The sequence below is a fragment of the Lactiplantibacillus paraplantarum genome (assembly GCF_003641145.1).
Taxonomy (GTDB): Bacteria; Bacillota; Bacilli; order Lactobacillales; family Lactobacillaceae; genus Lactiplantibacillus; species Lactiplantibacillus paraplantarum.
Map to the genome: position 1 here is coordinate 811103 of NZ_CP032744.1, position 24613 is coordinate 835715.

22 protein-coding genes, 7 tRNA genes and 1 riboswitch are annotated in these 24613 nt (G+C 43.7%); of the genes, 23 read left to right on the top strand and 6 right to left on the bottom strand.

From position 1 onward, the window contains the following. Positions 1–138 precede the first annotated feature (138 nt). From LP667_RS03860 to LP667_RS03870, 3 genes are all read right to left on the bottom strand, one after another. Positions 139–411 carry a hypothetical protein gene (locus LP667_RS03860; RefSeq protein ID WP_021730239.1) on the bottom strand — a complete coding sequence of 91 codons (273 nt, stop codon included), beginning with the start codon at positions 409–411 and terminating at the stop codon, positions 139–141. Between the two features lie 330 nt (positions 412–741). Further along, positions 742–1464, bottom strand: coding sequence for a DUF4811 domain-containing protein (locus LP667_RS03865; RefSeq protein WP_021730240.1), 723 nt, complete (start codon positions 1462–1464; stop codon positions 742–744). Then, complete coding sequence (locus LP667_RS03870; protein WP_021730241.1) at positions 1464–2942, bottom strand: MDR family MFS transporter; 1479 nt, start codon at positions 2940–2942, stop codon at positions 1464–1466. The genes LP667_RS03865 and LP667_RS03870 overlap by 1 nt, the downstream gene beginning before the upstream one ends. 129 nt (positions 2943–3071) lie before the next feature. On the opposite strand from LP667_RS03870, the gene LP667_RS03875 reads away from it, so the two are divergent. Then, on the top strand, positions 3072–3536 hold the full coding sequence (locus tag LP667_RS03875; RefSeq protein WP_021730242.1) for a MerR family transcriptional regulator: 465 nt from the start codon (positions 3072–3074) through the stop codon (positions 3534–3536). 425 nt (positions 3537–3961) lie between these two features. On the opposite strand, the gene LP667_RS03880 is transcribed toward LP667_RS03875, so the two are convergent. Then, entirely contained in the window at positions 3962–4306 is a 345-nt protein-coding gene (locus LP667_RS03880) for a hypothetical protein (RefSeq protein ID WP_021730243.1), read from the bottom strand. Positions 4307–4518: 212 nt separating this feature from the next. Here LP667_RS03880 and LP667_RS03885 point away from each other — a divergent pair, with 212 nt between their 5' ends. From LP667_RS03885 to LP667_RS03900, 4 genes are all read left to right on the top strand, one after another. Beyond that, positions 4519–5166 carry a metal-dependent transcriptional regulator gene (locus tag LP667_RS03885; protein WP_021730244.1) on the top strand — a complete coding sequence of 216 codons (648 nt, stop codon included), beginning with the start codon at positions 4519–4521 and terminating at the stop codon, positions 5164–5166. A gap of 251 nt (positions 5167–5417) precedes the next feature. Continuing rightward, positions 5418–5618 (top strand): cold-shock protein, encoded by a 201-nt coding sequence (locus LP667_RS03890; protein ID WP_003641227.1) that lies wholly within the window; start codon positions 5418–5420, stop codon positions 5616–5618. Between the two features lie 169 nt (positions 5619–5787). After that, a complete protein-coding gene (locus LP667_RS03895) occupies positions 5788–6537 on the top strand; it encodes a threonine/serine exporter family protein (RefSeq protein WP_033609218.1) in 750 nt (249 codons plus the stop codon). Between the two features lie 35 nt (positions 6538–6572). Beyond that, positions 6573–7031, top strand: a complete 459-nt coding sequence (locus tag LP667_RS03900; protein WP_056988582.1) for a threonine/serine exporter family protein — start codon at positions 6573–6575, stop codon at positions 7029–7031. Positions 7032–7592: 561 nt separating this feature from the next. On the opposite strand, the gene LP667_RS03910 is transcribed toward LP667_RS03900, so the two are convergent. Further along, on the bottom strand, positions 7593–8615 hold the full coding sequence (locus LP667_RS03910; RefSeq protein WP_021732416.1) for an LCP family glycopolymer transferase: 1023 nt from the start codon (positions 8613–8615) through the stop codon (positions 7593–7595). A gap of 261 nt (positions 8616–8876) precedes the next feature. Here LP667_RS03910 and LP667_RS03915 point away from each other — a divergent pair, with 261 nt between their 5' ends. Beyond that, entirely contained in the window at positions 8877–9539 is a 663-nt protein-coding gene (locus LP667_RS03915; RefSeq protein WP_021732417.1) for a phosphatase PAP2 family protein, read from the top strand. A 397-nt stretch (positions 9540–9936) separates the two neighbouring features. Here LP667_RS03915 and LP667_RS03920 read toward each other — a convergent pair whose 3' ends face one another. Next, positions 9937–10731, bottom strand: a complete 795-nt coding sequence (locus tag LP667_RS03920; protein ID WP_021732418.1) for a lp_1002 family arylesterase — start codon at positions 10729–10731, stop codon at positions 9937–9939. A gap of 62 nt (positions 10732–10793) precedes the next feature. Between LP667_RS03920 and LP667_RS03925 the strand changes: the two genes are divergently transcribed. From LP667_RS03925 to LP667_RS04005, 17 genes are all read left to right on the top strand, one after another. Continuing rightward, entirely contained in the window at positions 10794–11339 is a 546-nt protein-coding gene (locus LP667_RS03925; RefSeq protein WP_021732419.1) for a GNAT family N-acetyltransferase, read from the top strand. Positions 11340–11350: 11 nt separating this feature from the next. Continuing rightward, positions 11351–11875: an Rrf2 family transcriptional regulator gene (locus LP667_RS03930; RefSeq protein WP_021732420.1), complete on the top strand. Its 525-nt coding sequence runs from the start codon at positions 11351–11353 to the stop codon at positions 11873–11875. Positions 11876–12060: 185 nt separating this feature from the next. Continuing rightward, the gene (alsS, locus tag LP667_RS03935) at positions 12061–13743 is read left to right on the top strand and encodes an acetolactate synthase AlsS (protein ID WP_021732421.1); all 1683 of its coding nucleotides are present in this window, start codon (positions 12061–12063) and stop codon (positions 13741–13743) included. Between the two features lie 58 nt (positions 13744–13801). Beyond that, positions 13802–13983: riboswitch (Lysine riboswitch) on the top strand. Positions 13984–14126: 143 nt separating this feature from the next. Continuing rightward, positions 14127–15578, top strand: a complete 1452-nt coding sequence (locus LP667_RS03940) for an amino acid permease (RefSeq protein ID WP_056988583.1) — start codon at positions 14127–14129, stop codon at positions 15576–15578. Between the two features lie 375 nt (positions 15579–15953). Further along, entirely contained in the window at positions 15954–16724 is a 771-nt protein-coding gene (locus LP667_RS03945) for a M15 family metallopeptidase (protein ID WP_021732424.1), read from the top strand. Positions 16725–17005: 281 nt separating this feature from the next. Beyond that, entirely contained in the window at positions 17006–17641 is a 636-nt protein-coding gene (locus tag LP667_RS03950; RefSeq protein ID WP_021732425.1) for a deoxynucleoside kinase, read from the top strand. Between the two features lie 281 nt (positions 17642–17922). Then, entirely contained in the window at positions 17923–19200 is a 1278-nt protein-coding gene (gene serS / locus LP667_RS03955; RefSeq protein ID WP_021732426.1) for a serine--tRNA ligase, read from the top strand. Between the two features lie 424 nt (positions 19201–19624). Further along, positions 19625–19706 (top strand) — tRNA-Leu (locus LP667_RS03960). Between the two features lie 3 nt (positions 19707–19709). Then, positions 19710–19782 (top strand) — tRNA-Thr (locus tag LP667_RS03965). A gap of 23 nt (positions 19783–19805) precedes the next feature. Then, positions 19806–19877 (top strand) — tRNA-Gly (locus LP667_RS03970). 8 nt (positions 19878–19885) lie between these two features. After that, positions 19886–19971: transfer RNA gene (locus LP667_RS03975), tRNA-Leu, on the top strand. A 10-nt stretch (positions 19972–19981) separates the two neighbouring features. Further along, positions 19982–20055 (top strand) — tRNA-Arg (locus tag LP667_RS03980). A 7-nt stretch (positions 20056–20062) separates the two neighbouring features. Next, a tRNA-Pro gene (locus LP667_RS03985) sits at positions 20063–20136 on the top strand. A 50-nt stretch (positions 20137–20186) separates the two neighbouring features. Beyond that, positions 20187–20260: transfer RNA gene (locus tag LP667_RS03990), tRNA-Pro, on the top strand. 516 nt (positions 20261–20776) lie between these two features. Then, a complete protein-coding gene (locus LP667_RS03995) occupies positions 20777–21244 on the top strand; it encodes a CtsR family transcriptional regulator (protein WP_003644086.1) in 468 nt (155 codons plus the stop codon). An 18-nt stretch (positions 21245–21262) separates the two neighbouring features. Then, on the top strand, positions 21263–23767 hold the full coding sequence (locus LP667_RS04000) for an ATP-dependent Clp protease ATP-binding subunit (protein WP_021732427.1): 2505 nt from the start codon (positions 21263–21265) through the stop codon (positions 23765–23767). Positions 23768–23928: 161 nt separating this feature from the next. Further along, positions 23929–24531, top strand: a complete 603-nt coding sequence (locus tag LP667_RS04005; protein WP_021732428.1) for a TetR/AcrR family transcriptional regulator — start codon at positions 23929–23931, stop codon at positions 24529–24531. Positions 24532–24613: the final 82 nt, after the last annotated feature.

A 24613-nucleotide genomic window follows, 5' to 3' on the forward strand; every position in this document is an offset into this window, starting at 1 on the left:
CTGACAGTTTTAATAATGCAGTGATGTGCGATATAAAAACAAACGTCCGCGTTGATCTAATCAACGCGGACGCTTGTTTTATTACGTGGAATGTATGCCTGAGTACCGGTTGATCACGGGCAAGCCTTTGTCTTAGTGCTAATTAAGGTTGATGTTTAAAGCGAGCGTAAATCGAGCGTAAATCGAGCGAATTGTTGAAAATCCGATGACTATTAAGACCATGATTTGTACGACGCCAGTGGGTTGCTGAATTTGCCCGACGATAATGTAAGTCAGAATAGCCAAGTTGATCAGCCAACCAAATCGTCTTATTTGCTTAATTATAAAATTTTTAGGGCCTGTTTTACTGATCATATCAAGTAAAAGGGCGATGATGATCCAAAACAATCCTGATGTTGAGTTATCGTGCATGTAATCATTCCTTTAGACGTCTGACTTTCTAATGACATCGTAACAATCAACTTGGTACGTGATAATCGTATCATTTGCTCGAAAGCACCAAAATCATGTTTTAGTAAAGATAGTGTACATTTTCAGAAAAAAACGTGAATTTTTTTGTAAACCGCTGGCATAATTAACCAGCGCATCGATTTTTGAATAAGTGTGGTCTTGACGCTGGGACTCCGCCGCTAGTTTTGGCAAGACGTTAGTGGAAAGGGGACACAAACCATGATTATTTTTAGACAACAAAGACCCCGGCATGCCGGGGTCTTGCTAGTTATTTTTTATGGTTAGTTCAAGCTATTTGCTAGCCTTAACTGTTTTTAGCATACTCTGAATGGCATTGGCTTGATACTGAGCGGCCGCTGCTTTTTGAATTTTTGCGAGTTGCGCTTTGCTCATCGTTGGGTTCTTGACCATTGCGGCCTTGACCTGATTAGTCACGTAAACTTTAGCACGCGCTTTTAATGTTGCTTGTTGTTGCTTCATCAATTTGCTGAATTGCTTGGCTTGCGTTGTGCTCAGGACGACCCAGTTCTTGTTGATATAGAAGTAGTTGGTTCGCTTGATCAACTGTTTGTCATTGTTGGCTAAGCCAAACCAAAACTTCATGGCGTTACTCTTATAAGTCCAGCGTGTCGTCTTAGTAACTAACTTAGGCGTCGCGGTCGTCGTCTTAACTTGGTTAGCCGTCTTGACACTAGCCGTTGTATGGCTAACTTTTTTCTGATTAGTGGTCTTTTTATAAATATAGACCCGGTGCTTGTCAGCGGTACCCACACTTTGATAGAGCAATAAATCAAGTTGCTTGCTACTACCAGCGGACTTTAATGCTTGCGTGGTGGTGGTCGTCGTTTTGACCATCCCGTAATGTTGACCATCATTCTTGGAGACGAAGACGATCGAGGTCACTAAGAGCGCCGCAAAGATAACGGATAGGCTGATTCGTAACGTATTTTGGTGAACGTAGATAAATGATAAGAAGAGCGCTACTGCGCTAACAACGAGTAATACAAGAATCATTAGTCGTTCACCTCCTTAGTATTCATAACCGGTTTAACGGAATGTTGCTTGCCCTTCATGAAGAAGGCGACAACTAGGCCGACAACGGAGAAGCCCACGGCCACCCAGAAAGCAGCATGGTAACCATTTAAGGTTGCGTTAAAGTAGCCGTTCTGGTAGCCGAGTGGGTTACTCTTGATCAAGCTGTGAGCCGGTTTAGTGGCATCCGTAACGTTTGATAAGACGGAAGTCAAGATGGCCGTCCCAATGGAACTGGCAATTTGACGCGTCGTGTTATTAACGGCCGTCCCATGCCCCATTAATTCAACGGGTAGGGCGTTCATCCCAGCAGTCGTTGCCGGCATCATGACCATGGCGATCCCGAACATCCGAACCGCATAGAGCACAACAATATAGACGGTTGCGGTATTACGAGTAATGAATGCAAATGGAATGGTTCCGATGGTCAGTAAGAACATCCCTAAAATAGCTAAACGTTTGGCACCAAAACGGTCAAAGGCTCGACCTGTAATTGGGCTCATAACCCCCATCATTAATGCTCCGGCTAATAATGATAGTCCGGATTCAAAGGCGGAGAAGCCATGAATGATTTGCAAATAGAGTGGAATAACCATTTCAGCACCGACCATGGCCATGTTGGCAACGGAACTCAAAATCGCTGCAATCGTAAATTCGGCGTGTTTGAAGACCCGTAATTGTAAGAATGGATTTTCCATCGTTAATTGACGCCAGATGAAGCCAATGATGAAGATAACACCAATAATCAAAGTTGAGAGGACAACGGCAGAAGTCCAGCCATTGTCACCAACGGATGAAAAGCCGTATAGCAAACTCCCAAAACCAATGGTTGAAAGCACTAGTGAGGCAAAATCTAGTTTGGGCTTAGATGTTTCCAGAACATTAGCCATGAAGAAGAAGCCAGCAATCAAAACGATGGCGACGATTGGAACGATTAGACCAAATAAGTCACGCCATGATAGGTTGTCAATGACCCACCCAGATAACGTTGGGCCGATGGCTGGGGCTAAACCGATAACGATACCGGCAGTCCCCATGGCGGCCCCACGCTTATCAGCGGGGAAAATCGATAACATGATCGTTTGGAGTAGTGGCATGGTTACGCCGACCCCAACGGCCTGGATCAAACGTCCAGTCAGTAGGAAGCCGAAGTTAGGTGCCGTCCAGCAAATAATAGTTCCTATTTCAAAAATAGCCATTGCGGTCAGGTATAGCCATTTAGTAGAAATCCGTGAACTTAGCCATGCACTGACGGGAATCATAATCCCGTTGACTAACATAAATCCGGTTGTTAACCATTGAACGGTCGACGTTGTGATATCAAAATCTTTCATCAACGTTGGGAAAGCAGTGGTTAAAATCGTTTGATTAAGAACGGTACAAAAGGTACCGATTAATAAAACTGCAATGAGTAAGCCACGGTTATAGGGCTTCCCATGCGTATCAACAGGAGTTGACAAGTAAATCCCTTCTCTCTAAAAAAGTACGTTGTCTAATATAATCGGATTTATCAACTTTGTCAACAAACTTGACATTAATATCAAAAATAATATACTGAGTATTGAAATTGTTAGAAAAGGGGTTAACCTGTGGATAATCGAGAAGATGGCGTATTTTTCAAAAAATTCAAAGAACAAATTCATAAGCACCAATTTACAATTGGGATCAGTGATTTGGCGAAAATGACCGGTGTCTCCCAGACACAACTACGCTACTGGGAGCAAAAAGAATATATTCATAGTCTGAAAGCAACTGAGAAGAATGCGACACACCGCTATTCGTATGGTACGTTGATGCGTGTTCATTTTGTTAAGATGATGCTAGATGAAGGGTTTACACTAGCGGCAGCTGTTGAGCGGGCCAATGGTTATAATAATCAAATGGAAATGATGCGCATCTTTATGATGACGGCATTTCAAGGAATTGAAGAACGTGATGGGCACCATATGGTCAAATTGGGTTACTTTGATGAAGCAAAGACGCAACGTCTGTACTGCTACATTCAAGATGAACAGCCACACTATCGACTTTATCCGGTTAAGTCAGAAGGCTAGCAACCTTCAGCTTGTGTAACTGATTGATTAATGTTAAATTTAAGTTGGTAAGTATCGGTAAGTCACTTGGGCATTTAAGTTTCCCGTTCGTCAACCGATCTTATGGCTGGGTTGACCGTCGTCATGTTGGTCGTGTTTTGAAGTTTAACTTTGCAAAAGGATTTACAACGGAGCGCGAATAAGCGCTGAGAGATGCCTAGCTCGGCTAGGTAGTAATCGTGCATAAAAACAACGTGTAATTGAAACTAGTAGTAGTCTTCAATCGCCCGGTGATGATATTTGCCAGAGGTCCCAAGTGCTGCGGGAAAGCTTGGGGCTTTTTTTGTAGCGTTAACATGTAACACCACGACTATTGCGTGATACGCACAAAAAAGAGATTGAGCTTGAACTCAATCTCTAAAAATTAATCATAAATTGTAGAATTGTTAAGAAGTTGCGATTTGGGCAAACTGGGCGGCTAACCATTCATTCCATGGTAGCGCGGAATTACCACTAGTAAAATATTTTTGATCGAGCCGATCAATCAAATTGATATAGGCCGTAAATGAAAAGTTAACGGTATCATTCAAACGCTGTGCCTTGGTCATGTAGCGGCCATAAGTAAGGTGTTCATTGATGTCGGTCATATAAGTGGCAACGTCATAGTTGGACATCACTTCCAGGTTGTTAGCGTCAAAAAGCTGTAAGTAAAAGGCTGCAAAGTCTTCAACCGCTTTATGCTGCAAAGAACGATCTAATTGCGTAATTGATAATTGAGCATCATTATTCACGATGCGGTTCCTCCTTAGTCGAACAAGCACGCTTATAAATTAGTAACCAAGTTGGTTATTTTGCGCTACAATTAATTATGTCACGATTAGACAATTAATTCAAAGCTTTGTGACCATTAAAGACTAGAACTGGTGTCTTAATTGTAGTAAGATGGTAGAATTATATTTAGAGAGATTTAGAAGTAACTATTTAGTTGAGGTGAAGAATATTCATGACCCCCATGAAGGAAGATTACTTAAAAATTATTTTCGAGCTTGGTGGTACGAAGAAAAAGGTGTCTAATAAGCAGATTGCTTTAAGCCTAGACATCGCGGCTGGTTCTGTAACGGAAATGGTCGGTAAGTTAGTTCAGGAAGGTTTGGCAAAGCATACCCCTTATGCCGGCATTTCGTTGACCAAAAAGGGGATTCGCTACGCTGAGACGTTAGTTCGGAAGCACCGTATCTGGGAAGACTTTTTAGTCGATAAGCTTGATTACGATTTGCCGGATGTGCATACAGAAGCTGAAGTGCTGGAGCACGTGACGAGCGAACGGTTAGTGGATTCTTTAGAGGCCTTTTTAGGTCATCCCACGCATTGTCCACATGGTGGTGCTATTCCAGATAAGGACGGGCATTACCAGGAAGATAGTCATACGAGTTTGGCGGATACGCCAGATGGCACGACAGTTACGATTGAGCGTTTTATTGATAACCATGATTTGTTAGTTTACTTACATGATACGTTACTCAAAATTGGGCAACAAGTGACGGTTTTGAAACACGATCCGTTCGAAGGACCAGTGACCGTTGCAATTGAAACGACTGGTGAAGAAATCCCCGTTAGCTTTAAGGCGGCGCATAATGTCTTTGTTAAGTAGGGAATGTTAAGGACGTACCGAACAAACTAACTTATGATTAGTTAGTTATTCTGTTTCATTTATCATCACATAAACATTTCATGGAAATCATGGTGTTTAGCTACCTTTTTTAGAAACAATATGCTACAATTACTCTTGTAGCTTGGTTAGGTAATTTTGGTCAGATCGTTTCAATAAACTATCCCCATTTGTACCGAATCATGATTTACATTATTTTATACGTGCAAAATGCACTAGGAGGATTTTTTATTATGGAACACGGAACAGTTAAATGGTTCAACGCTGATAAGGGTTTTGGTTTTATCACTCGCGAAAACGGTAGCGATGTCTTTGTACATTTCTCAGCTATCCAAGAAGACGGCTTCAAGAGTCTTGATGAAGGCCAAGCTGTAAACTTCGACGTTGAAGAAAGCGATCGTGGCCCACAAGCAGTTAACGTTACTAAAGCATAATTAACAGCTTAAATGGCTTAAACCGGTTACGGGAATTACTTCCTGTGACCGGTTTTTTTATTGACCATATTTATGCTGACTAATGATGACAAATAAAGCTTTACTAACGGCCTGACATTGGCTAAAGTAAGGATAATTAGAGAAAGCAATTACTTAAGCACGAGGAGGGATGACCGTGACGACTGATGAAATGATTATTGCGACTTGCTTGAAGGCGGGGAAAATCATGGTCGAAAATGGTTCTGAGATTTCGCGAGTGGATGATACGATGATGCGGATTGCCCAGAATGCCGGGGTGGTTGCGGCCAATACCTACGTAACGATTACTGGAGTTATGATGTCGATTCAAGGGCGTAATGCCACCCAGATTGCTGCTGTCAATCAGCGAACAATTGACCTTGAAAAGGTGGCGCAAGTTAATCAGTTATCCCGGGAGTTTGCAGCGACCACGATTGATTTACCAACGTTATACCAGCGACTCAATCAGTTGGATGCAGCTTCCCGGTCATTTCCGTTGTGGCTTCAACTAATTGGGGCCGCACTAGTTAGCGGCCCCCTGATGATCATGTTTCGTCAGGAAACTATCAATACGTGGCCAACTATCATTATTGGAACGTTGGGTTATTTAGTCTTCTACTTGCTTAATCGGTACCTCAAAATCAAATTTTTAAGTGAGTTGACAGCAGCACTTCTAATTGGGTTTAGTGCGGAATGGGTGTGTCAGATTGGTTGGGGAACCAACGTCAACGATATTATTATTGGGGCATTAATGCCGCTAGTTCCAGGAGTGCCATTAACAAACGCGGTGCGGGATACCTTGGCCGGTAATTTTGTCAGCGGACCCGCACGCGGCGTAGAAGCAATGCTGAGTGCGGCGGCGTTAGGTTTTGGGATTGCCGTTGTCATTACACTATTTTAAGCACGGGCGTTACCCGGGCATTCGGAGGGATCACAATGGGTACGATTGGACAATTAGTACTCGCTTACATTGCGGTATTGGGTTTTGGCCTGATTATTAATATTCCGCACCAAGCATTAAATGTTGCGGGCTGGATTGGTACCCTGACATGGGGTGGATACTTGATTGTGCAGGCTTTTGATGGTGGGGTCGTCTTAGGTAGTTTAATTGGCTCAGTTGGCATTGGGGTGCTCAGTAGTTTGGCCGCCCGCTACAAGAAGATGCCAGCTATTATCTTTAACATTCCAAGCCTAGTCTCGTTTGTACCTGGTAGTCAGGCTTATCAGATGGTCCGTAATTTTGCACTTGGTAATTATCGTGAGGCCGTATCATTCACGTTACAAGTTATTATGATTACCGGCGCAATCGCATTGGGCTTTTTATTGGCTGAATTACTTAATCGGTTAATTGCATTTTGTATTCGTCAGTGGCGCTTACGTCGATTGGAATCGTGATGAGAACTAAGGTTAACAATAGCCAGTCCGGCTCTGCTGGCGAGCGAAACTGCAATAATTCATTTGTTTTTCAATTGCGCCGTTAGTATTGAATATGTCACACAGCCAACTCTGCTCTAACGCAGGTGTTAGCTGGAAAGTCCAGCACGACCAGCATTTAACGTTTGATTTCACCAAGCCGTATCGGCGTTCATCAACCATTCGAGTAGCTTTCCAAAATGTGTTCGGTGTACTGAAACTGGTAAATGCTATGCCAATGCTTAGTCAGAAGTGGAGTGCTTCTGGCTTAGAATAAGATTCGTATTTGAGATCATGCAGGTTGTGCGTGAGTTCACATCGATGTTGGCGATGTCCCAGTAATTGCGCCCGGCTCCGGAAGTTGGCTTGGACTAAGCGCACACAAGCTGTCGAACGAGATGCCAACTAATTAACATGATTCATAGCCAACTAACTTAGCGCCAAAAAGGCCCACTGAGCATCCTCACGATAGGGGAGTCTCAGTGGGCCTTTTTATTGTAATCCGCGACGAATAGTCGTTAGCTGCCTAGTAATGTCAGTTATTTAATTTTGGTTGGCGAATTTTTCACCGGTCGTTGCGGCCTTTAAGTCAAGGGACTTACGTAATACGTTAGTGACCCGTTGCTTTTCAGATTGTGACACAACTTCGAAGGATTGCCCATCAATCATCTTACCCGTACCTTGAGCGTGATCAGAAACAATGTTCTTAGTGGCGCTACGGTAATTAGTAACGATGCTAGTTAGGTTACCGAATGTCAAGTCAGTCCGCGTTTGTTTAGCAAGTGAATTTAAGAAATCTTGTTTCAATAAGTTGGAAGCACTAGTGCTTTCACCCAGAATAGCCGTGATCAATTGTCGCTGCCGTTGTTGCCGACCGTAGTCACCGAGGGGATCATCATAACGCATCCGGGAATAAGCTAAAGCTTTAGCCCCGTTCATGTGTTCCTTTTGACCCTTAGTGAAGGTGTAACCTTCATAAGTAAAGGTTCGAATAGGGGTAATGTCGACACCGCCAATTTCGTTGACGACCTTTTTCATCCCACCCATGTTGATTAAAGCGTAGTAATCAATCGGGACATTCAACCATTTTTGAACGGTTTTAATGGTCGTACCGGCACTCCCGTAAGCGTAGGCGGCGTTTAATTTAGTTGGAAAATCTTGTTCAAAACCGGAGACTGCCACTTCAGAATCACGTGGCAAACTCATCAGGGTCGTCGTTTTGGTCTTTGGGTTAATGGTGGCCAGAATAATCGTATCAGTGCGGCCTTTGTAGTTACGACCAAGAGCCCCCGTATCAGTCCCAAGCAATAGAATTGAGACGGGCTTTTTGCCATTTAACACGGCACTGGTATTTCGTGACTTCTTGATGCCACTACTTTTGAAGACCGTGTCGGCTGCGTTTTTGGCGTTAAAGTAAGTCCGTGCAGCAAACGCACCGGTCCCGACTAATAACACGGCAATAATAATCAAAATGGTATTGCGAACGGGGTGCTTTTTCTTGGGCCCGTTACCATTCCCCTGTGATTTTTCACGATGCATTTCTGAGCGACTTGGCATGTCTTCCATGAACTCTTCCTCCAATGGTAATAGTTATTCATAGTTTAGCATTTTTTTGAGTCAGCGGAAACTGAATCCACGTAAGATTTAGTTAGTTAACCGATGACTGTCAGAATAAGCATAACCTTTTTGTTAATAAAACGTGACTAAAATAAGATTTCTTTGTTTTTTTTTAAGGTTCCCTGAGAGATATTAAGGATTCGTTCAGTCGATTAATAGACTATGTTATAATTTTGGTAATTTATATATTAAATGGGGGTTCTTGTTTTGATGATCGATAAGTCGCGTAGTCGGCCGGTCAAGTTTGTCGTTGGGGTAATTCTATTTGCCTATTTAAGCTATTTTATTAGTGACGGCGCAGTTGGTATTGATTTGTTAGACGTGGCCTTAACATCACTGGTTCAAGTTAGTAACAGTGGTATTTGGGTTGCTTTTTACAAGGTAATTGCTTGGCTGGCTTCGCCCGGAATGGATGTTCTATGGATAATTATTCTGGCGTTTTTAATGTATGGGTTCAAGTATAAGATTCAAGCGTTTTGGTCACTAGCTTACATGGTCGGTGCGATGGTGTTGGGCTTCATTACTAAGCATGTAGTTGGCCGAGCGCGGCCAATCGGTCATCTGGCGCAGGACACCGGGTATAGTTATCCCAGCGGACACGTCTTAGGAACCTTCGTGCTAGTTAGCGTGATTGTCATGCTGGTAGTTCCGGAATTACCGAGCTATCGGATGGCGATGATTGTTAAATGGGTGAGTGTGGTTTGGTTAATCTTAGTTATCTTTTCCCGAATTTATTTGAATGCCCATTATCCGACTGATACGCTAGGAGCTGTGTTGTTAGCTTGGACGTGGAGCCAGATCATGCAGTGGCTTTACGTTTTTGGGGCACCAGGATTATTAAAGTGGCCGCTGTTTTATCGTTCGTATTTATAAAGATAATTAACGAACTTAATTCGATTATTATTTGGCAGGGCATCTGACATTTGAATAGTAACTTTGAAGTGAAAGTGATAAAAATCGTTTGACTTAACCGCTACTTGGCAATCAGCCTAGTGGGTTAAGTCAAACGATTTTTTGTTGATAGTCCATGATACTGTCAGTGGTAAAAATTGTTAGGGCGTATCAAATACTTAAAATCAAAAACAGTCAGTTTAGTCTCACTTGGAAAAGATGCAACTGAGCGTGAAACTGGCTGAAGCGGGTTGAGTTATACCGATTTCTAGGTATTATTGCCTAGAAATCAAGCGCTTATCGATAAATGAGAAACGACACCTAAATATTAGTAATGAGTCACGACGAATACGTGACAATGCTTTGCTAGCTTGCAAAGCTAACGATTATCAGCAAGCCATTCTAACGCTAATGTGAGCCAGTGTGCAACGTGAGGTTGGTCAGCATCTGGTTTCCAGGCCGTTTGTGAGTTAGCTAAGGCCAATCCATGGGGCCCGTGCTTAAATACGTGCAATTCATAAGGTATTTGAGCAGTTGCTAATGCATTGACATAAGCTAGTGTGTTAGTTGCGGGCACGATTGGATCGTCAGCGGTGGTCCAAATAAAAGTCGGTTGATTATTAGCGTTAACGTGTTGTTCAGCAGCTAATTCAGTTGGTGTCTGCGACCAAGTGGCCAAAGTGGCTGCATCTTTAGGAAAACCTAGTAAGGGACTGATCACTGGATAGCCTAATAGCACGTTGTTGGGTTTTAAAGTAGCTGGGGCTGTTTGCAGTGTGGTTGCGACGCTGGTTGCCCAGTAATCGTTATATAGCGCTACAATGTGACCGCCAACGCTAAAACCAGCGGGGATGATCTGCTGACTGTCGATGTGCCATTCAGCCGCATGTTGACGTAGTAAGCTGACGGCACGCCCTAGGTCTAGTACCGGGGCTAGTTCGAGTGGTTGCTGATCACTAAGTAGCGTGTATTCTAAGTAAAAGGCTTGATAACCATGACCAGCAAAAGCCATCGCGAGACTTTCAGCCTGTGCCACTGGAATATGCGTATATGAGCCACCTGGAACAATAATAATAGCTGGTAGAGTTGTTTGGTGTGCGTTAGTATCCGGTTGATGTAAATAACCGGTCAATTGCGCGCCTGTATCCGTTAATTTTTGGTTAATAACTTGCATGCAATCACCTCAATTTGATATGGTTAACATAACTATTATAACGCAAGTCAGGTGGAACAGATATGGGCATGGTTACGGTTACAGCTCGCGGCGAGCAACTCGAGTTACGGCCTTTTACGTTGGCAGATACCACGGATTATTACGATTTAGTTCGTGATCCGGCGATTGCAGCATCGGCTGGTTTTACACCAGCACACAGCTTAACGGAGGCCGAGTTTTTGTTAAAACAGCAAGCTAAGCTCCCACAGATTTTTGCGATTGAACTGGTGGCCTACCATCGCGCGATTGGCAGTGTTGGTCTATATGAACGAATGACAAATACGGGGGAACCGGCAACGCTGGAGATGGATCTAGGTTATATGTTGAATGCCCGGTATTGGCACCGGGGAATTATGACAGCAGCAGTCGCTCGTATTTTACAGTATGGATTTAAGACACTTCATTTACGGCGAATCACGGCCAGTTGTTTGGCAAACAATCCAGCTTCCCAACAAATCTTAGTACATGCTAATTTTCGGCAATACGATGCTGTGCGCCATCCGGACTATGCGCCGTTTGGAGCCGGTCAAACAGAACTATTTTATGACTGTGTGGAATTAAACCCTTAGGAGATGAGTTAATGCAACTCGCAAAATCATTTGAGCAGGCTGCCTGCGTGCTGGTGTTATTGGCCACCCAGCAACCTGAAATTCCGTTAACCGCGGATGTCTTGCATGAGCGAATTGGTGGTTCAGCCACGTATATTCGCAAAATCATTCGCAAGTTAGTGGTGGCGGGGCTAGTGACGTCTACTAGTGGTAACAACGGTGGGGTCCACTTAGCTCGCGCACCAGAAGATATTTCCATTACTGATGTGGTCGCGGCCATTGAGGGCACCTTACAGACTTTTCCAAACTATGGCTATTTTGATCAAGTCTTCAAGGATGTCGAACCGGTGGCTCACGAGGGAACTAAGGTAGTCAACGGGATTTTCTCGCGAGCCGATCAATTATGGCTGGATTTCTTGGATCAGCAAAAGTTAGCCACTTTGATCAAAGAATTGTTAGCGGTGAAGCAGATTCCAGTATTGGATTGGACGAACTATTCTGATGATAAAATGGCACAATTAAATACCTTACTTAGTCGAATGCGGACTAGTAAGTGAGACGCCGTACAAACTTAGTAAAAAGTGACAGCGTTTTCGCTTGGTAAACCAATATTGACGCGCTTTTACTAATCCGGGATCATTTTCAAAATGATACGCTTTACTTCACAAGGCTGAAAATGCTGTTATTAAAGCTTTTTTTATGGTATTCTAACAATGAATTTCACAAGATAAAGGAGAACAACATGGCAGATAAGAAATACTATGGGGCTGACGCAATTGTCGATAGCCTTGTAAACCACGATGTTAAGTACGTATTTGGGATTCCCGGAGCTAAGATTGATCGCGTTTTTGAACGGTTAGAACACCCCGTTAATCCAAAAAGTCCGCAGTTAATTGTGACACGGCATGAACAGAACGCGGCGTTTATTGCAGCTGGAATCGGCCGTATCACTGGCAAACCAGGTGTTGTGATGACGACTTCTGGTCCTGGTGCTAGTAATCTGGCAACTGGGTTAGTGACGGCGACGGCTGAAGGCGATCCCGTCCTGGCTATTTCTGGTCAAGTTCAACGTGCGGACTTGTTACGTTTAACTCACCAGAGCATGAACAACGCCGCTCTTTTTAAGCCAATCACTAAGTACAGCGCCGAAGTTCAGGAACCGGAAAATATTTCTGAAGTTTTAGCGAATGCATATCAAGAAGCAACGGCCGCTAAGCAAGGAGCCAGCTTTGTCAGTGTTCCCCAAGATGTGACGGATTCAGTCGTTCGGACGCCCGTTATTACACCAATCCAGGCCCCAAAGTTAGGACCAGCTAGCCCGGTTGAAGCAACGTTGTTAGCCCAAAAAATTAAGGCCGCTAAATTACCCGTCTTGCTAGTTGGGATGCGAGCTTCCTCGCCAGAAGTGACGAAAGCGATTCGGAATTTGGTAGCGGCCGCTAATTTACCCGTTGTCGAGACTTTCCAGGCGGCCGGTGTAATTTCACGCGACTTGGAAGCTAACCATTTCTTCGGTCGGGTCGGCTTATTCCGTAACCAACCGGGCGATATGTTGTTGAAGAAGTCGGATTTGGTCATCGCCGTTGGTTACGATCCCATCGAATATGAACCCCGTAACTGGAATGCGGAAGGTAAGGCTCGGATTGTGGTGATTGATGCTATGCGTGCAGAAATCGACCATAACTTCCAACCGGAAACCGAATTGATCGGTGACATTGCTCAGACCTTAGATTTCTTATTGCCATACATGAAAGGTTACAGTATTAGTGATAGTGCTCAGACATACTTGGGTGAACTACAGGAACGGCTTCAAACCCGTGATTTTGTTCCTAATATTGATAAGCATTCTAAATTAAGTCACCCGTTGTCAGTGATTGCAGCATTGCAACAGCGGGTCAGCGATGACATGACGGTCACCGTCGATGTGGGAAGCCACTATATTTGGATGGCACGTCATTTTCGAAGCTACGAACCACGCCATTTACTCTTCAGTAATGGGATGCAAACGTTGGGCGTTGCTTTACCATGGGCAATTGCAGCAGCTTTAGTTCGCCCTGAGACGCAAATTGTTTCGGTCTCTGGTGATGGTGGTTTCCTATTTTCTGCTCAAGAGTTAGAAACGGCTGTCCGGTTGAAGCAAAATATCGTACATTTGATTTGGAATGATGGAACCTATGATATGGTCAAATTCCAAGAAGAGATGAAGTATGGTGAGGATGCTGCGGTTCACTTTGGCCCAGTGGACTTTGTGAAGTATGCTGAGAGCTTTGGGGCGACTGGTTTGCGGGTGGACCAACCGGCTGACTTGGACAAGGTACTTGATCAGGCCTTTGCAACGGCTGGACCAGTTGTGGTTGATATTCCAATCGATTATTCTGATAACAAAGCCCTAGGCAAGACAATGTTACCAGACCAATTTTATTAAAATTAAACTTGATGGCCGGTTGTCAAAAGATGATGGGTCGGATATAATAGTTGAGTATATCGAAAGAAGAGGACGCGGTTAACAATAGTAACTGGCTAGAAGTGGGTCACCACTAGTGAAGGTCAGTGAACGGGGCAACCGCCGAAATCGATGAATCAGTGACCGATTCATCCGTTGGGCCTTGGTTGAACAAATCAAGGACTGTCGCAGCTAGAATAGTTGCGGGGCGCTATCGACGATGAAATCAGCAATTATGTCAATCAATCTGATTAAAGTCTTTTTGCGCACGTTATCGTGGGGCAGAGAGGCTTTTTATTTTGGTTGTGCTTAACTGAATCGGTGTGAACACTTTTAGATATAAATCGATTTTTGGAGGTTCTGCAATGGCAGAAGAACAACATCAGGAAGTGCACCGGTCCTTACAGACACGGCACTTATCCATGATTGCACTAGGTGGTAGTATTGGGACCGGTTTGTTTGTGGCATCTGGTTCCGCAATTTCAACGGCCGGCCCAGGTGGTGCGTTACTAGCCTATGTTGGTATTGGAATTATGGTTTACTTTTTAATGACCAGTCTAGGTGAGATGGCGACGTATTTACCGGTTTCAGGTTCGTTTTCCACTTACGCGACCAAATTCGTTGACCCGGCCCTCGGGTTTGCAATGGGCTGGAATTATTGGTTCAACTGGGCAATTACGTTAGCGGTCGATATTAGTACGGCGGCTATCGTTATGCAATTTTGGTTGCCGTCCGTTCCAGGCTGGGTCTTTAGTCTAATTGCGTTGGTCCTGATTTTTACGATCAACGCATTATCGGTACGTTCGTTTGGGGAAACCGAGTACTGGCTCTCCCTGATTAAAGTAGTGACCGTGTTAGTGTTCTTAGTCATCGGTGTTTTAACGATTGTGGGTATCATGGGTGGCCATGCTACCGGCTTAAGTAATTTCACCTATAAAAAGGCACCATTTGTCGGCGGTATTCCAACTATTTTAAGCGTGTTTGTTGTGGCTGGTTTTTCGTTCCAAGGTACTGAATTAATTGGAATTACGGCTGGTGAATCGGCAACACCTGAGAAGAGTATTCCCGCGGCTATCAAACAAGTTTTTTGGCGGATCTTATTATTTTACATTTTAGCTATCTTTGTGATTGCCGCAATCATCCCGTATACGTCGAAAGACTTATTAGGGTCGTCGGCCAGTGATATTGCTATCAGTCCGTTTACGTTAGTATTCAAACGAGCTGGGTTGGCGGCCGCGGCTAGTGTAATGAATGCGGTTATCTTAACATCAGTGCTCTCGGCCGCTAATTCAGGGATGTACGCGTCAACACGGATGTTATACTCATTGTCATTACAAGGCTATGCGCCCAAGACGTTTGGCCGAGTCAATCGGCGAGGAATTCCCGTAATGGCGTTACTGGGAACGACGGTCATTGGTTTGCTAACGTTCTTGTCAAGTTTGTTCGGTGCACGAATCTATATCTTCCTTGTTTCGGCTAGTGGGTTAACTGGGTTTATTGCTTGGTTAGGCATTGCCGTTTCACATTTGCGTTTCCGGAAGGCTTTTGTCAAGCAGGGCCACCAACTGAGTGAGTTACGGTACCATGCGAAGTGGTTCCCCTTTGGACCGTGGTTTGCTTTTATCTTGTGCTTAGTGGTTATTATCGGTCAAGACTTGCATTCGTTTGCCACCCTTGATTGGCAAGCCATTGGGGTCACCTATATGAGCATCCCACTGTTTATCATTTTGTATGTCTATTACAAACTTCGCTATCACACGAAGATGATTCCGTTGAATAAGGTTGATTTAACCCGCAAGCAGCATCATAAAAAATAATGAACTGAGTTAAGCTTTATTGAATGCAAAAGTGCGTTGGCCTATTTAATGGTCAAGCGCATTTTTTTATGGCATCTTTCGTGATTTGAGCTTGACTGACGATAACTTTTGAGATGGTCTAAGCGACCTGGGACGCTGATCGCATATCACTGTGAGGGACGTTTTATAAAGGTGCTTAAAATCTAAGGTCATATTTGAGACTAGTGCTATTGAAATTTCAATTGGCCACCAGATTTAGGATGCGATTCATCGATATTTATGGTAATTTGATAAAGGAGAAATAGCGGAATCATTAAAAATTCGCAAACATGACTTTAAGAATGAGCTAGTCCGGCATGACTATGCTAAGCTGAATTGAGAAAGGCAGCGAGAGAGATGTTAAAGAGAAATTTGGTAACAGGATTAGCGTTAGTGTCATTGGTAGGCGTATTGAGTGGTTGTGGTACTAATCAGACGACAGCTAAGAGCGCCAGTAGTACTAGTGCCAAGACGACCAAAACGCAAACTAAGCGGCAACGCTTGATTAGGGCATTGCCGAAGGGCGTTAAGTCAACGGATAGCGACTTAGTAGTCGTTAATAAGTGGCATAAGCGTTCTGAAATGACGTTTAGCAAGTCAAGTGTTGACGGTATTGAAGTTCGTAGTTCAATTGTCAAACCGTTAGAAGCTTTCTTAGCAGGTGCTAAGAAAGCTGGTTATCCCGCAACTTTGGTCTCAGGTTATCGGTCCGTGGCGTACCAAAAAGAAGTTTGGAATCAATCGATTCAAACTTATGAAAATCAAGGGAAGACGGCTAAAGAAGCCTTGAAGCTGACGAAAGAGTACGTAGCCGTTCCTAGTGGTAGTGAGCATGAGACGGGCTTAGCTGCCGATATCATGAATACACATTGGTATAGTACGCACGGCAATCAGTTGCTATCTTCATCAGATAAGAATAAGGGGCAACAATGGTTGATCAATCACGCAGCGGACTACGGTTTTGTATTGCGCTTTACCAAGGATGGTAAGCAGTCGACTGGGATCGATTATGAATCTTGGCATTTCCGTTATGTCGGTAAGGCCAGTGCCCAATTTATGACCAAGCACAACTTAACGCTAGAACAATACGTTAGTTTGTTACAGGCTAAAGAAAAAGCTGCTAAGTAAAATAAAATGCGATAGCTAAATCAGCATAATACCATGAAAGTACGTTAGGAACTAACTAACGTGCTTTTTTGTTCATGCTGGCCTGTCACAAACGGTGGTTGAAACGTGGTAATCAGTGAGTTTAGTTACTGGGCCATGTTATTCCCGTGTGAATAAGCCTAGAAGTTTTTTGCTGAATTGACTCACCAGATATTGCATTTTGAGACGGGGGTGCGTACAATATGTAGTGTTGCTTTTAGAGATAATCAAAATTTTAACGTGATTAAAAGGAGAGACGCCCCATGCTTGTAATGTCAGGAACAATCGGTGCCGGCAAGACCAGTTTGACGCAGTTAGTGGCCAACCATTTTGGCTCTAAAGCGTTTTACGAGTCAGTTGATGATAATCCCATTTTGCCGTTATTTTATAAGGACCCTAAGAAGTACGCGTTCTTATTGCAAATCTATTTTTTGAATAAACGGTTGGATAGTATTAAATCAGCTTTTGCTAACGATTTGGACGTCTTGGATCGTTCGATCTTTGAAGACTCACTATTGTTCCATTTAAATGGTGATCTGGGTCGGGCAACGAATACCGAAGTTGACATTTATGATTCATTGTTGGATAACATGATGCAGGAATTACCAGAAGCGTCGCACCAAAAGAGTCCAGATTTATTGATTCATATTAATATTTCTTTTGATACGATGCTTAAGCGAATCCAAAAGCGGGGCCGTTCTTACGAACAAATCGATCAAGATCCAGATTTGTATAAATATTATCAGACTTTAAATGAACGCTACACGAATTGGTATGCTAATTATGACCACAGCCCGAAGATGCAGATCGATGGTGATCAACTTGACTTTGTGGCTGATGCGGATGCTCGTAAAGAAGTCATTCGGCTGATTGATGAAAAAGTTGCTAGTTTGGGCTAGTTGCCTTTTTGGAATCAATGTTCTATAGTAGACAGTGAATATTAAACACGGCGCGTTTTAAGTAGACGTTCAGAGAACCGGTGGGTGGTGTGAATCGGTAGTCGAAACTCCGGCGCGACAATGTGGGCAGGCAATACTGCACGGCACGGCCGTTATCCGTTTAAGGGTGGGATTAATCATGATCCTGAACTTGGGTGGTACCGCGAATCGCAGTCTCTTCGTCCCAATTGGGAGGAGAGACTGTTTTTATTTACGATTAAAAGTGAAAAGGAGACGTCGTTATGTTAGATGTTAAGATGATTCGTCAGAATCCAGATTTTGTAAAAGAACAGCTTGGTCATCGGGGTGTTGCTGCTAGTGACATCGATGATTTATTAGCTGCCGATGAACAGCGTCGTGAATTGATCGCCAAGAGTGAGCAATTAAAGTCAACTCGAAACCAAGTTTCAGGCGAAATTTCACAAAAGAAGCGCAATAAGGAAGATGCCAGTGCCGAAATTGCGGAGATGCAAAAGGTTAGTGCGGATGTTAAGGCTTTAGATGAACAACGGCGGACAATTGATGCCCAAGTTCAGGATATGGCTGCACACTTGCCGAATATGCCACATCCAGATGTACCAGTAAGCTTAAAAGAGGAAGATGCCGTTGAGTTACGCCGAATCGGTACGCCACGGCACTTTGACTTTACACCTAAGGCGCACTGGGATATCGGTGAAGATTTAGGAATCTTGGACTTTGAACGTGGTGCAAAAGTTTCAGGTAGCCGTTTCTTGTACTATGTTGGCGATGGAGCCAAGCTGGAACGGGCCGTTTACAATTTCTTCTTAGATCAACATGAAGCTGAAGGGTATACGGAAGTATTACCGCCTTACATGGTTACTGATGAATCCATGTACGGTACTGGCCAATTTCCAAAGTTCAAGGAAGATGCGTTCCGAATCACAACGCAAGATTTAACGTTGATCCCAACGGCAGAAGTACCGTTGGTCAACTATTATCGTGATGAAATCATTCCAGCCGAAAAATTACCAGTTTACTTTACGGCTTTATCACCAGCTTTCCGTGAAGAGGCCGGAAGTGCTGGCCGTGATACTAAAGGCTTAATTCGTTTACACCAATTCAATAAGGTTGAAATGGTTAAGTTCACTAAACCAGAGGATTCATGGGATGAATTGGAGAAGCTAACGAACAATGCGGAATCATTGTTGAAGAAGCTTGGGTTACCTTATCACGTGATTACGTTGACGACTGGTGACATGAGTTTTACGGCCGCAATGACCCACGATTTGGAAGTTTGGTTCCCTGAACAGGATAAATACCGTGAAATCTCAAGTTGTTCAAACTGTACTGATTTCCAAGCCCGGCGTGCACACATTCAGTATCGGGATGACGATGGCAAGTTACAATTCGTGCATACGTTGAACGGGAGTGGCTTAGCCGTTGGTCGGACCGTTGCTGCAATTTTGGAAAACTATCAAAATGAAGATGGAACGGTCACGATTCCTGATGTGTTAGTTCCTTACATGCACGGCAAAACGAAGATCGAAAAACAAGGTTAATTAGAATAGACTAAGCGGACTCACAGTTGTGTGAGCCCGCTTTTTGCATAATTAATGAGTATTAAAGGAGGGGTTGCTTCAAGATGGAGGTGTAAATGAAGGCTAAGTACTGCAAATTAGTTCAATAAAGATGGTGAGAGCAGCGACGCAAGTCAATGATTCTCGGTGATAAAGGGCGCTAAAACTAGGCCTAATGAAATTTGTTATCCTTTTTTTGAAAATAGGGTTTGCTATTTTCGGCTACCGTGCTATAATATTTCTTGTCGGAAAAAATATAACTTGTTTATCCAATAAAAAGTATATTTATCCATTTATGTGAAAAAAGTTGTTGACAAGTATTCAACATGATGATAAAGTTAAATAGTTGTCAAGGCGTACCAGTAAGAACTGTTTAGACCGGCAACAAGGCATGATTTAATATCATGCGGGTGTGGCGGAACTGGCAGACGCGCTAGATTTAGGTTCTAGTGTCTTACGACGTGGGGGTTCGAGTCCCTTCACCCGCACATGCCGACTTAGCTCAGTTGGCAGAGCATCTCACTAGTAATGAGGAGGTCGGAGGTTCGAATCCTCTAGTCGGCATTTACAATTTAATAATTTATTATGCGGAAGTAGTTCAGTGGTAGAACATCACCTTGCCATGGTGGGGGTCGCGGGTTCGAATCCCGTCTTCCGCTTTTAATTTGCCGGGGTGGCGGAATTGGCAGACGCACAGGACTTAAAATCCTGCGGTTAGTGATAACCGTACCGGTTCGATCCCGGTCCTCGGCATTTTAAATAAGCACCCATAGCGCAATTGGATAGAGTGTCTGACTACGAATCAGAAGGTTGTAGGTTCGACTCCTACTGGGTGCATTAGTATCGGGAAATAGCTCAGCTTGGTAGAGCACCTGGTTTGGGACCAGGGGGTCGCAGGTTCGAATCCTGTTTTCCCGATCGTTTAACACAGTCTTAGTTACGTACTAAGGCTTTTTATTTAATATTCTCGGGAAGTAGCTCAGCTTGGTAGAGCACTACGTTCGGGACGTAGGGGTCGCAGGTTCAAATCCTGTTTTCCCGATTACGGTTAAACCAACTAAACCAGTCAATTGACTGGCTTTTTTTATGGCCTTTTTTTGGAACTGAGCATGTCTAAGCACATTACTAGCACGTCTTGATAATTAGCGGTAATACCTTACAAGCGGCATTCAGTGTCCTGATCAAGCTAGTTAACACTAACTAGCGTTTTTAGTAGGCCTAAGTAGTCGACTTTTGAGTTTAACGATTGCGCATACCGGATAAATTAGTTGTTGGTGATCTAGACTGGGACATCATTATTAAGATGGCACACAATGATCGGTGACGTAACTTGACATATTTTAAATAGGTAGTTCAATGAATATGAGGACCTCATAAATTAATCATTAGTGCGTGTTAGATGGTCCAATCAATTGAAAGCAAACGGTCAGCGTGCTATGCTGTAACAACCGTTAAGGACATACTGGTCCGCGGTTTGGGTGAAATTCTTTGCTTTTTTTCATTATCCTCGTATAATAATAGTCAATATTAGTCAAAGATAATGAAAAGGGTGAAGCACATGCAAAGTCAAAATATCTCGGATATTATTGAAAAGTATTTAAAAAGTATTTTGGCGGACTCGGAGCATGTTGAAATTCGACGGTCAGAAATTGCCGACCTTTTCAACGTGGTACCCTCACAGATTAATTATGTGATTAAGACCCGGTTTACGATCCAAAATGGTTACTTAGTAGAAAGTAAACGTGGTGGTGGTGGTTATATTCGCATTGAAAAGGTTAATTTGGTCGATGATGCTGATGTGTTAGATGCCCTCATTCAAGTGATCGGCGATTCTATCACACAACGAGACGCCTACGCAGTCGTCCAGAGTCTATATGAGGACGATGTCTTAAATCGTAGGGAAGCGCAGTTGATTTTAGTGGCCATCGATCACGAGACGTTAGGTTTAACGGACCGGGACTTAGAAAATAGTTTGCGGGCTCGGATAATTATCGGGATCTTGAACCACTTGCGTTACGAAAGCTAAAGAAAGCGAGGAATCGCAATGGATAACTTATTTACACCTAGTGCTAAGAGTGTCTTAGTACTGGCACAGGAACAGGCCAAATATTTTAAGCATCAGGCAGTTGGTACGGAGCATTTGCTACTAGCCTTGGCGATTGAGAAGAATGGAATTGCGAATAAGGTGCTGCAACAATATGCCGTTAGTGAAGATGACATTCGCGAAGAAATCGAACGGTTCACTGGCTATGGGACGTTGAGCAATGTTGGCAAGGATACTTACTTACCATATTCACCAAAGGCCAAAGAGATTTTATCCGTTGCTGGTGATGAAGCAAAACGGCTCGGTGCTAACAAGATTGGAACTGAGCATTTATTGCTAGCGATGCTCTCTGATGAAAGTATCCTTTCCTCGCGAATCTTGATGAACTTGAATTTAGATCTTGGTCAGACGCGTAAAGTCGTTCTTCGTAAGCTAGGTGTCAGTGACGCCATGAGCAAGCGCAAGGGGAATGCCACTAATCGCGGTGGTAAAAAGGCTGAAGGAACGCCAACGCTGGATTCATTAGCACGGGATTTAACCCAACTAGCTAGTGAACAAGAGATGGACCCAGTGGTTGGTCGTTCTAAGGAAGTCAAACGGGTGATTCAGATCCTGTCACGGCGAACCAAGAATAATCCGGTATTAATCGGTGAACCTGGGGTTGGTAAGACGGCGATTGCGGAGGGCCTTGCCCAAAAGATCGTTGCGGGCGATGTCCCAACTGATATGGCCGATAAACGGTTGATGATGCTTGATATGGGGTCGCTAGTGGCTGGTACTAAGTATCGTGGTGAATTTGAAGACCGCTTAAAGAAAGTGATTGACGAAATTTATAACGATGGCCACGTTATTTTGTTCATTGATGAATTGCATACCTTGATTGGTGCCGGTGGTGCTGAAGGCGCGATTGATGCTTCTAACATTTTGAAGCCCGCGCTTGCACGGGGCGAACTTCAAACGATTGGTGCCACCACTTTAAATGAATATCAAAAGTACATTGAATCTGACGCAGCTTTGGAACGTCGCTTTGCAACGGTGATGGTCAACGAACCAGCTGAGGATGAAGCCGTTGAAATTTTAAACGGGTTACGGCCACGTTATGAAGAACATCATCGGGTCACAATTACAGATGAAGCCGTTGATCAGGCGGTTAAGTTATCTAGTCGCTATATTAGTGACCGCTTCTTACCTGATAAGGCGATTGATTTGATGGATGAAGCGGCTGCTAAGGTACGGATCGATCAGATGGATCAGCCAACAAAATTATCCAAAAATCAAGATAAGCTGGCACAGTTACGTGAGGACAAGGAAACTGCGATTGAAGCGCAAGATTTTGAACAAGCCGCTGATATCCGTAAGCAGGAAATGCAACTTAAACAACGCCTTGATCGAATTGAGGCAGATCAGGAAGCACAAACCACTGAAGGGACGACCCCACACTATGATTTACAAGTGACGGGTGAAGATATCGCTCAGGTGGTTGCTGAATGGACTGGCGTACCGTTGACACAGTTACAAAAGTCTGAAAGCGAACGTTTAGTCAACTTAGAGAAGATCTTACATGAACGGGTAGTTGGTCAACCCGAAGCGGTGTCCGCAGTGGCCCGTGCCATTCGACGGGCTCGGAGCGGTTTGAAGGATCCGAGCCGCCCAATTGGTTCGTTTATGTTCTTAGGACCAACCGGGGTTGGTAAGACGGAACTTGCTAAAGCGTTAGCCGCAGCGATGTTTGGTTCTGAAGATAATATGATTCGAATTGACATGTCTGAATACATGGAGCGCTACTCAACGAGCCGGTTGATTGGTTCTGCACCGGGCTACGTTGGTTACGATGAAGGTGGCCAGTTGACGGAAAAGGTTCGCCAGAAGCCATACTCAGTCGTTCTCTTCGATGAAGTTGAAAAGGCCCATCCAGACGTTTTCAATATTTTATTGCAAGTCTTAGACGATGGTTACTTGACGGATTCTAAGGGACGTAAAGTCGACTTTAGAAATACGATCTTAATTATGACATCGAACCTTGGGGCAACCACGCTGCGTGACGAGAAGTCAGTTGGCTTTGGTGCAACTGATAAAGCTAATGACTACAATGCGGTTGCAGCAACGATTCGTGCGACATTGAAGCAGACTTTCCGGCCAGAATTCTTGAACCGGATTGATGAGACGATTGTCTTCCACTCATTGAATAAGGAAGAATTACATGAAATCGTTAAGTTGATGTCACAAGAAATCGTTAATCGGGTGGCCCAACAAGGAATCAAGATTAAAATCACGCCGGCGGCCATTGACGTAGTCGCTAAGGCAGGGTTTGACCCTGAGTACGGTGCCCGGCCAATTCGGCGAGCATTGCAGACTGAAATCGAAGACCGGTTAAGCGAAGAATTATTGACTGGTGCGATTAAAGTCGATGATCAAGTAACAATTGGTGCCAGCAAAGGTGCGATTACCATTAACATTAAAAATCAGCCTAAGCCGGATGGTCGTTCGACCGTTTCATCGAAGTAGGTTAAAATAACAACATGATGACGCTTGAAGTAAGTTTTACTTCAAGCGTCATTTTTAGGTTGAGGCATGATTAAAGTCAACTGTAAGGCCCAAGGCTGGTGGTTCGATGCTGATTGGTGTAAATTATAATAGGAAATAAAGTCAAGGAAGAAGATGATGACATGACGACACGAGCTGAGCAGATGGCAAAAACGCACCAGGCAATTTTAGATACGGCCAGAACGTTGTTTTTGAAAAATGGTTATGATGCAACGAGTACTCGTGATATTGCCAATGCGATCGGTATCACACAGCCGGCACTCTACCACCATTTTAAAGATAAAGAAGTGATTTTCTTAGCCGTAATTACAACGGTTGGTGCGGAAATCAGAGCTGGGATTGAAGCGATTCAAGCTCGAACGGATTGGTCACCGCTAGAACAGTTGACGGAAGTGTCATTATTATTGACACATAAACATCCGGCTGATGTTTTCACGTTGATTCACTCGAGCTTTAAAGCACTTACCCATGAACATATCCGTGAGTTAGGCGGAGTATTTGCAACTGATTATGTACAACCAATTCAAACTGTCTTTGAACAACCGGCTATGAATCTACAGTCTGGGGTGACACCACAAATGGCAACGAACTTTTATATTACCAGCCTAAGCCCGCTGTTTAACAGTTTTCATCGTATTGGTGATCCACATGCTGATGAACGAACCCGTGTACAGACCTTATTGAAGATGATTTTATACGGGGTTGCCAGTGAATCAGAAAATTAATCATCATATATAAGTCTACTGGTTGACAACGATAGTTATTCGATGTATATTATAACTTGTCTGTAACCGTGAACTCGAGCGA

Coding starts and splice junctions, on each gene's coding strand:
- LP667_RS03900 (WP_056988582.1), top strand. CDS start 6,573: ATGGGTACGATTGGACAATTAGTACTCGCTTACATTGCGGTATTGGGT.
- LP667_RS03925 (WP_021732419.1), top strand. CDS start 10,794: ATGGGCATGGTTACGGTTACAGCTCGCGGCGAGCAACTCGAGTTACGG.
- LP667_RS03995 (WP_003644086.1), top strand. CDS start 20,777: ATGCAAAGTCAAAATATCTCGGATATTATTGAAAAGTATTTAAAAAGT.
- LP667_RS03945 (WP_021732424.1), top strand. CDS start 15,954: ATGTTAAAGAGAAATTTGGTAACAGGATTAGCGTTAGTGTCATTGGTA.
- LP667_RS03890 (WP_003641227.1), top strand. CDS start 5,418: ATGGAACACGGAACAGTTAAATGGTTCAACGCTGATAAGGGTTTTGGT.
- serS (WP_021732426.1), top strand. CDS start 17,923: ATGTTAGATGTTAAGATGATTCGTCAGAATCCAGATTTTGTAAAAGAA.
- LP667_RS03920 (WP_021732418.1), bottom strand. CDS start 10,731: ATGCAAGTTATTAACCAAAAATTAACGGATACAGGCGCGCAATTGACC.
- LP667_RS03910 (WP_021732416.1), bottom strand. CDS start 8,615: ATGGAAGACATGCCAAGTCGCTCAGAAATGCATCGTGAAAAATCACAG.
- LP667_RS03895 (WP_033609218.1), top strand. CDS start 5,788: ATGACCGTGACGACTGATGAAATGATTATTGCGACTTGCTTGAAGGCG.
- LP667_RS03915 (WP_021732417.1), top strand. CDS start 8,877: ATGATCGATAAGTCGCGTAGTCGGCCGGTCAAGTTTGTCGTTGGGGTA.
- LP667_RS03860 (WP_021730239.1), bottom strand. CDS start 411: ATGCACGATAACTCAACATCAGGATTGTTTTGGATCATCATCGCCCTT.
- alsS (WP_021732421.1), top strand. CDS start 12,061: ATGGCAGATAAGAAATACTATGGGGCTGACGCAATTGTCGATAGCCTT.
- LP667_RS03885 (WP_021730244.1), top strand. CDS start 4,519: ATGACCCCCATGAAGGAAGATTACTTAAAAATTATTTTCGAGCTTGGT.
- LP667_RS04005 (WP_021732428.1), top strand. CDS start 23,929: ATGACGACACGAGCTGAGCAGATGGCAAAAACGCACCAGGCAATTTTA.
- LP667_RS03940 (WP_056988583.1), top strand. CDS start 14,127: ATGGCAGAAGAACAACATCAGGAAGTGCACCGGTCCTTACAGACACGG.
- LP667_RS03950 (WP_021732425.1), top strand. CDS start 17,006: ATGCTTGTAATGTCAGGAACAATCGGTGCCGGCAAGACCAGTTTGACG.
- LP667_RS03865 (WP_021730240.1), bottom strand. CDS start 1,464: ATGATTCTTGTATTACTCGTTGTTAGCGCAGTAGCGCTCTTCTTATCA.
- LP667_RS03930 (WP_021732420.1), top strand. CDS start 11,351: ATGCAACTCGCAAAATCATTTGAGCAGGCTGCCTGCGTGCTGGTGTTA.
- LP667_RS04000 (WP_021732427.1), top strand. CDS start 21,263: ATGGATAACTTATTTACACCTAGTGCTAAGAGTGTCTTAGTACTGGCA.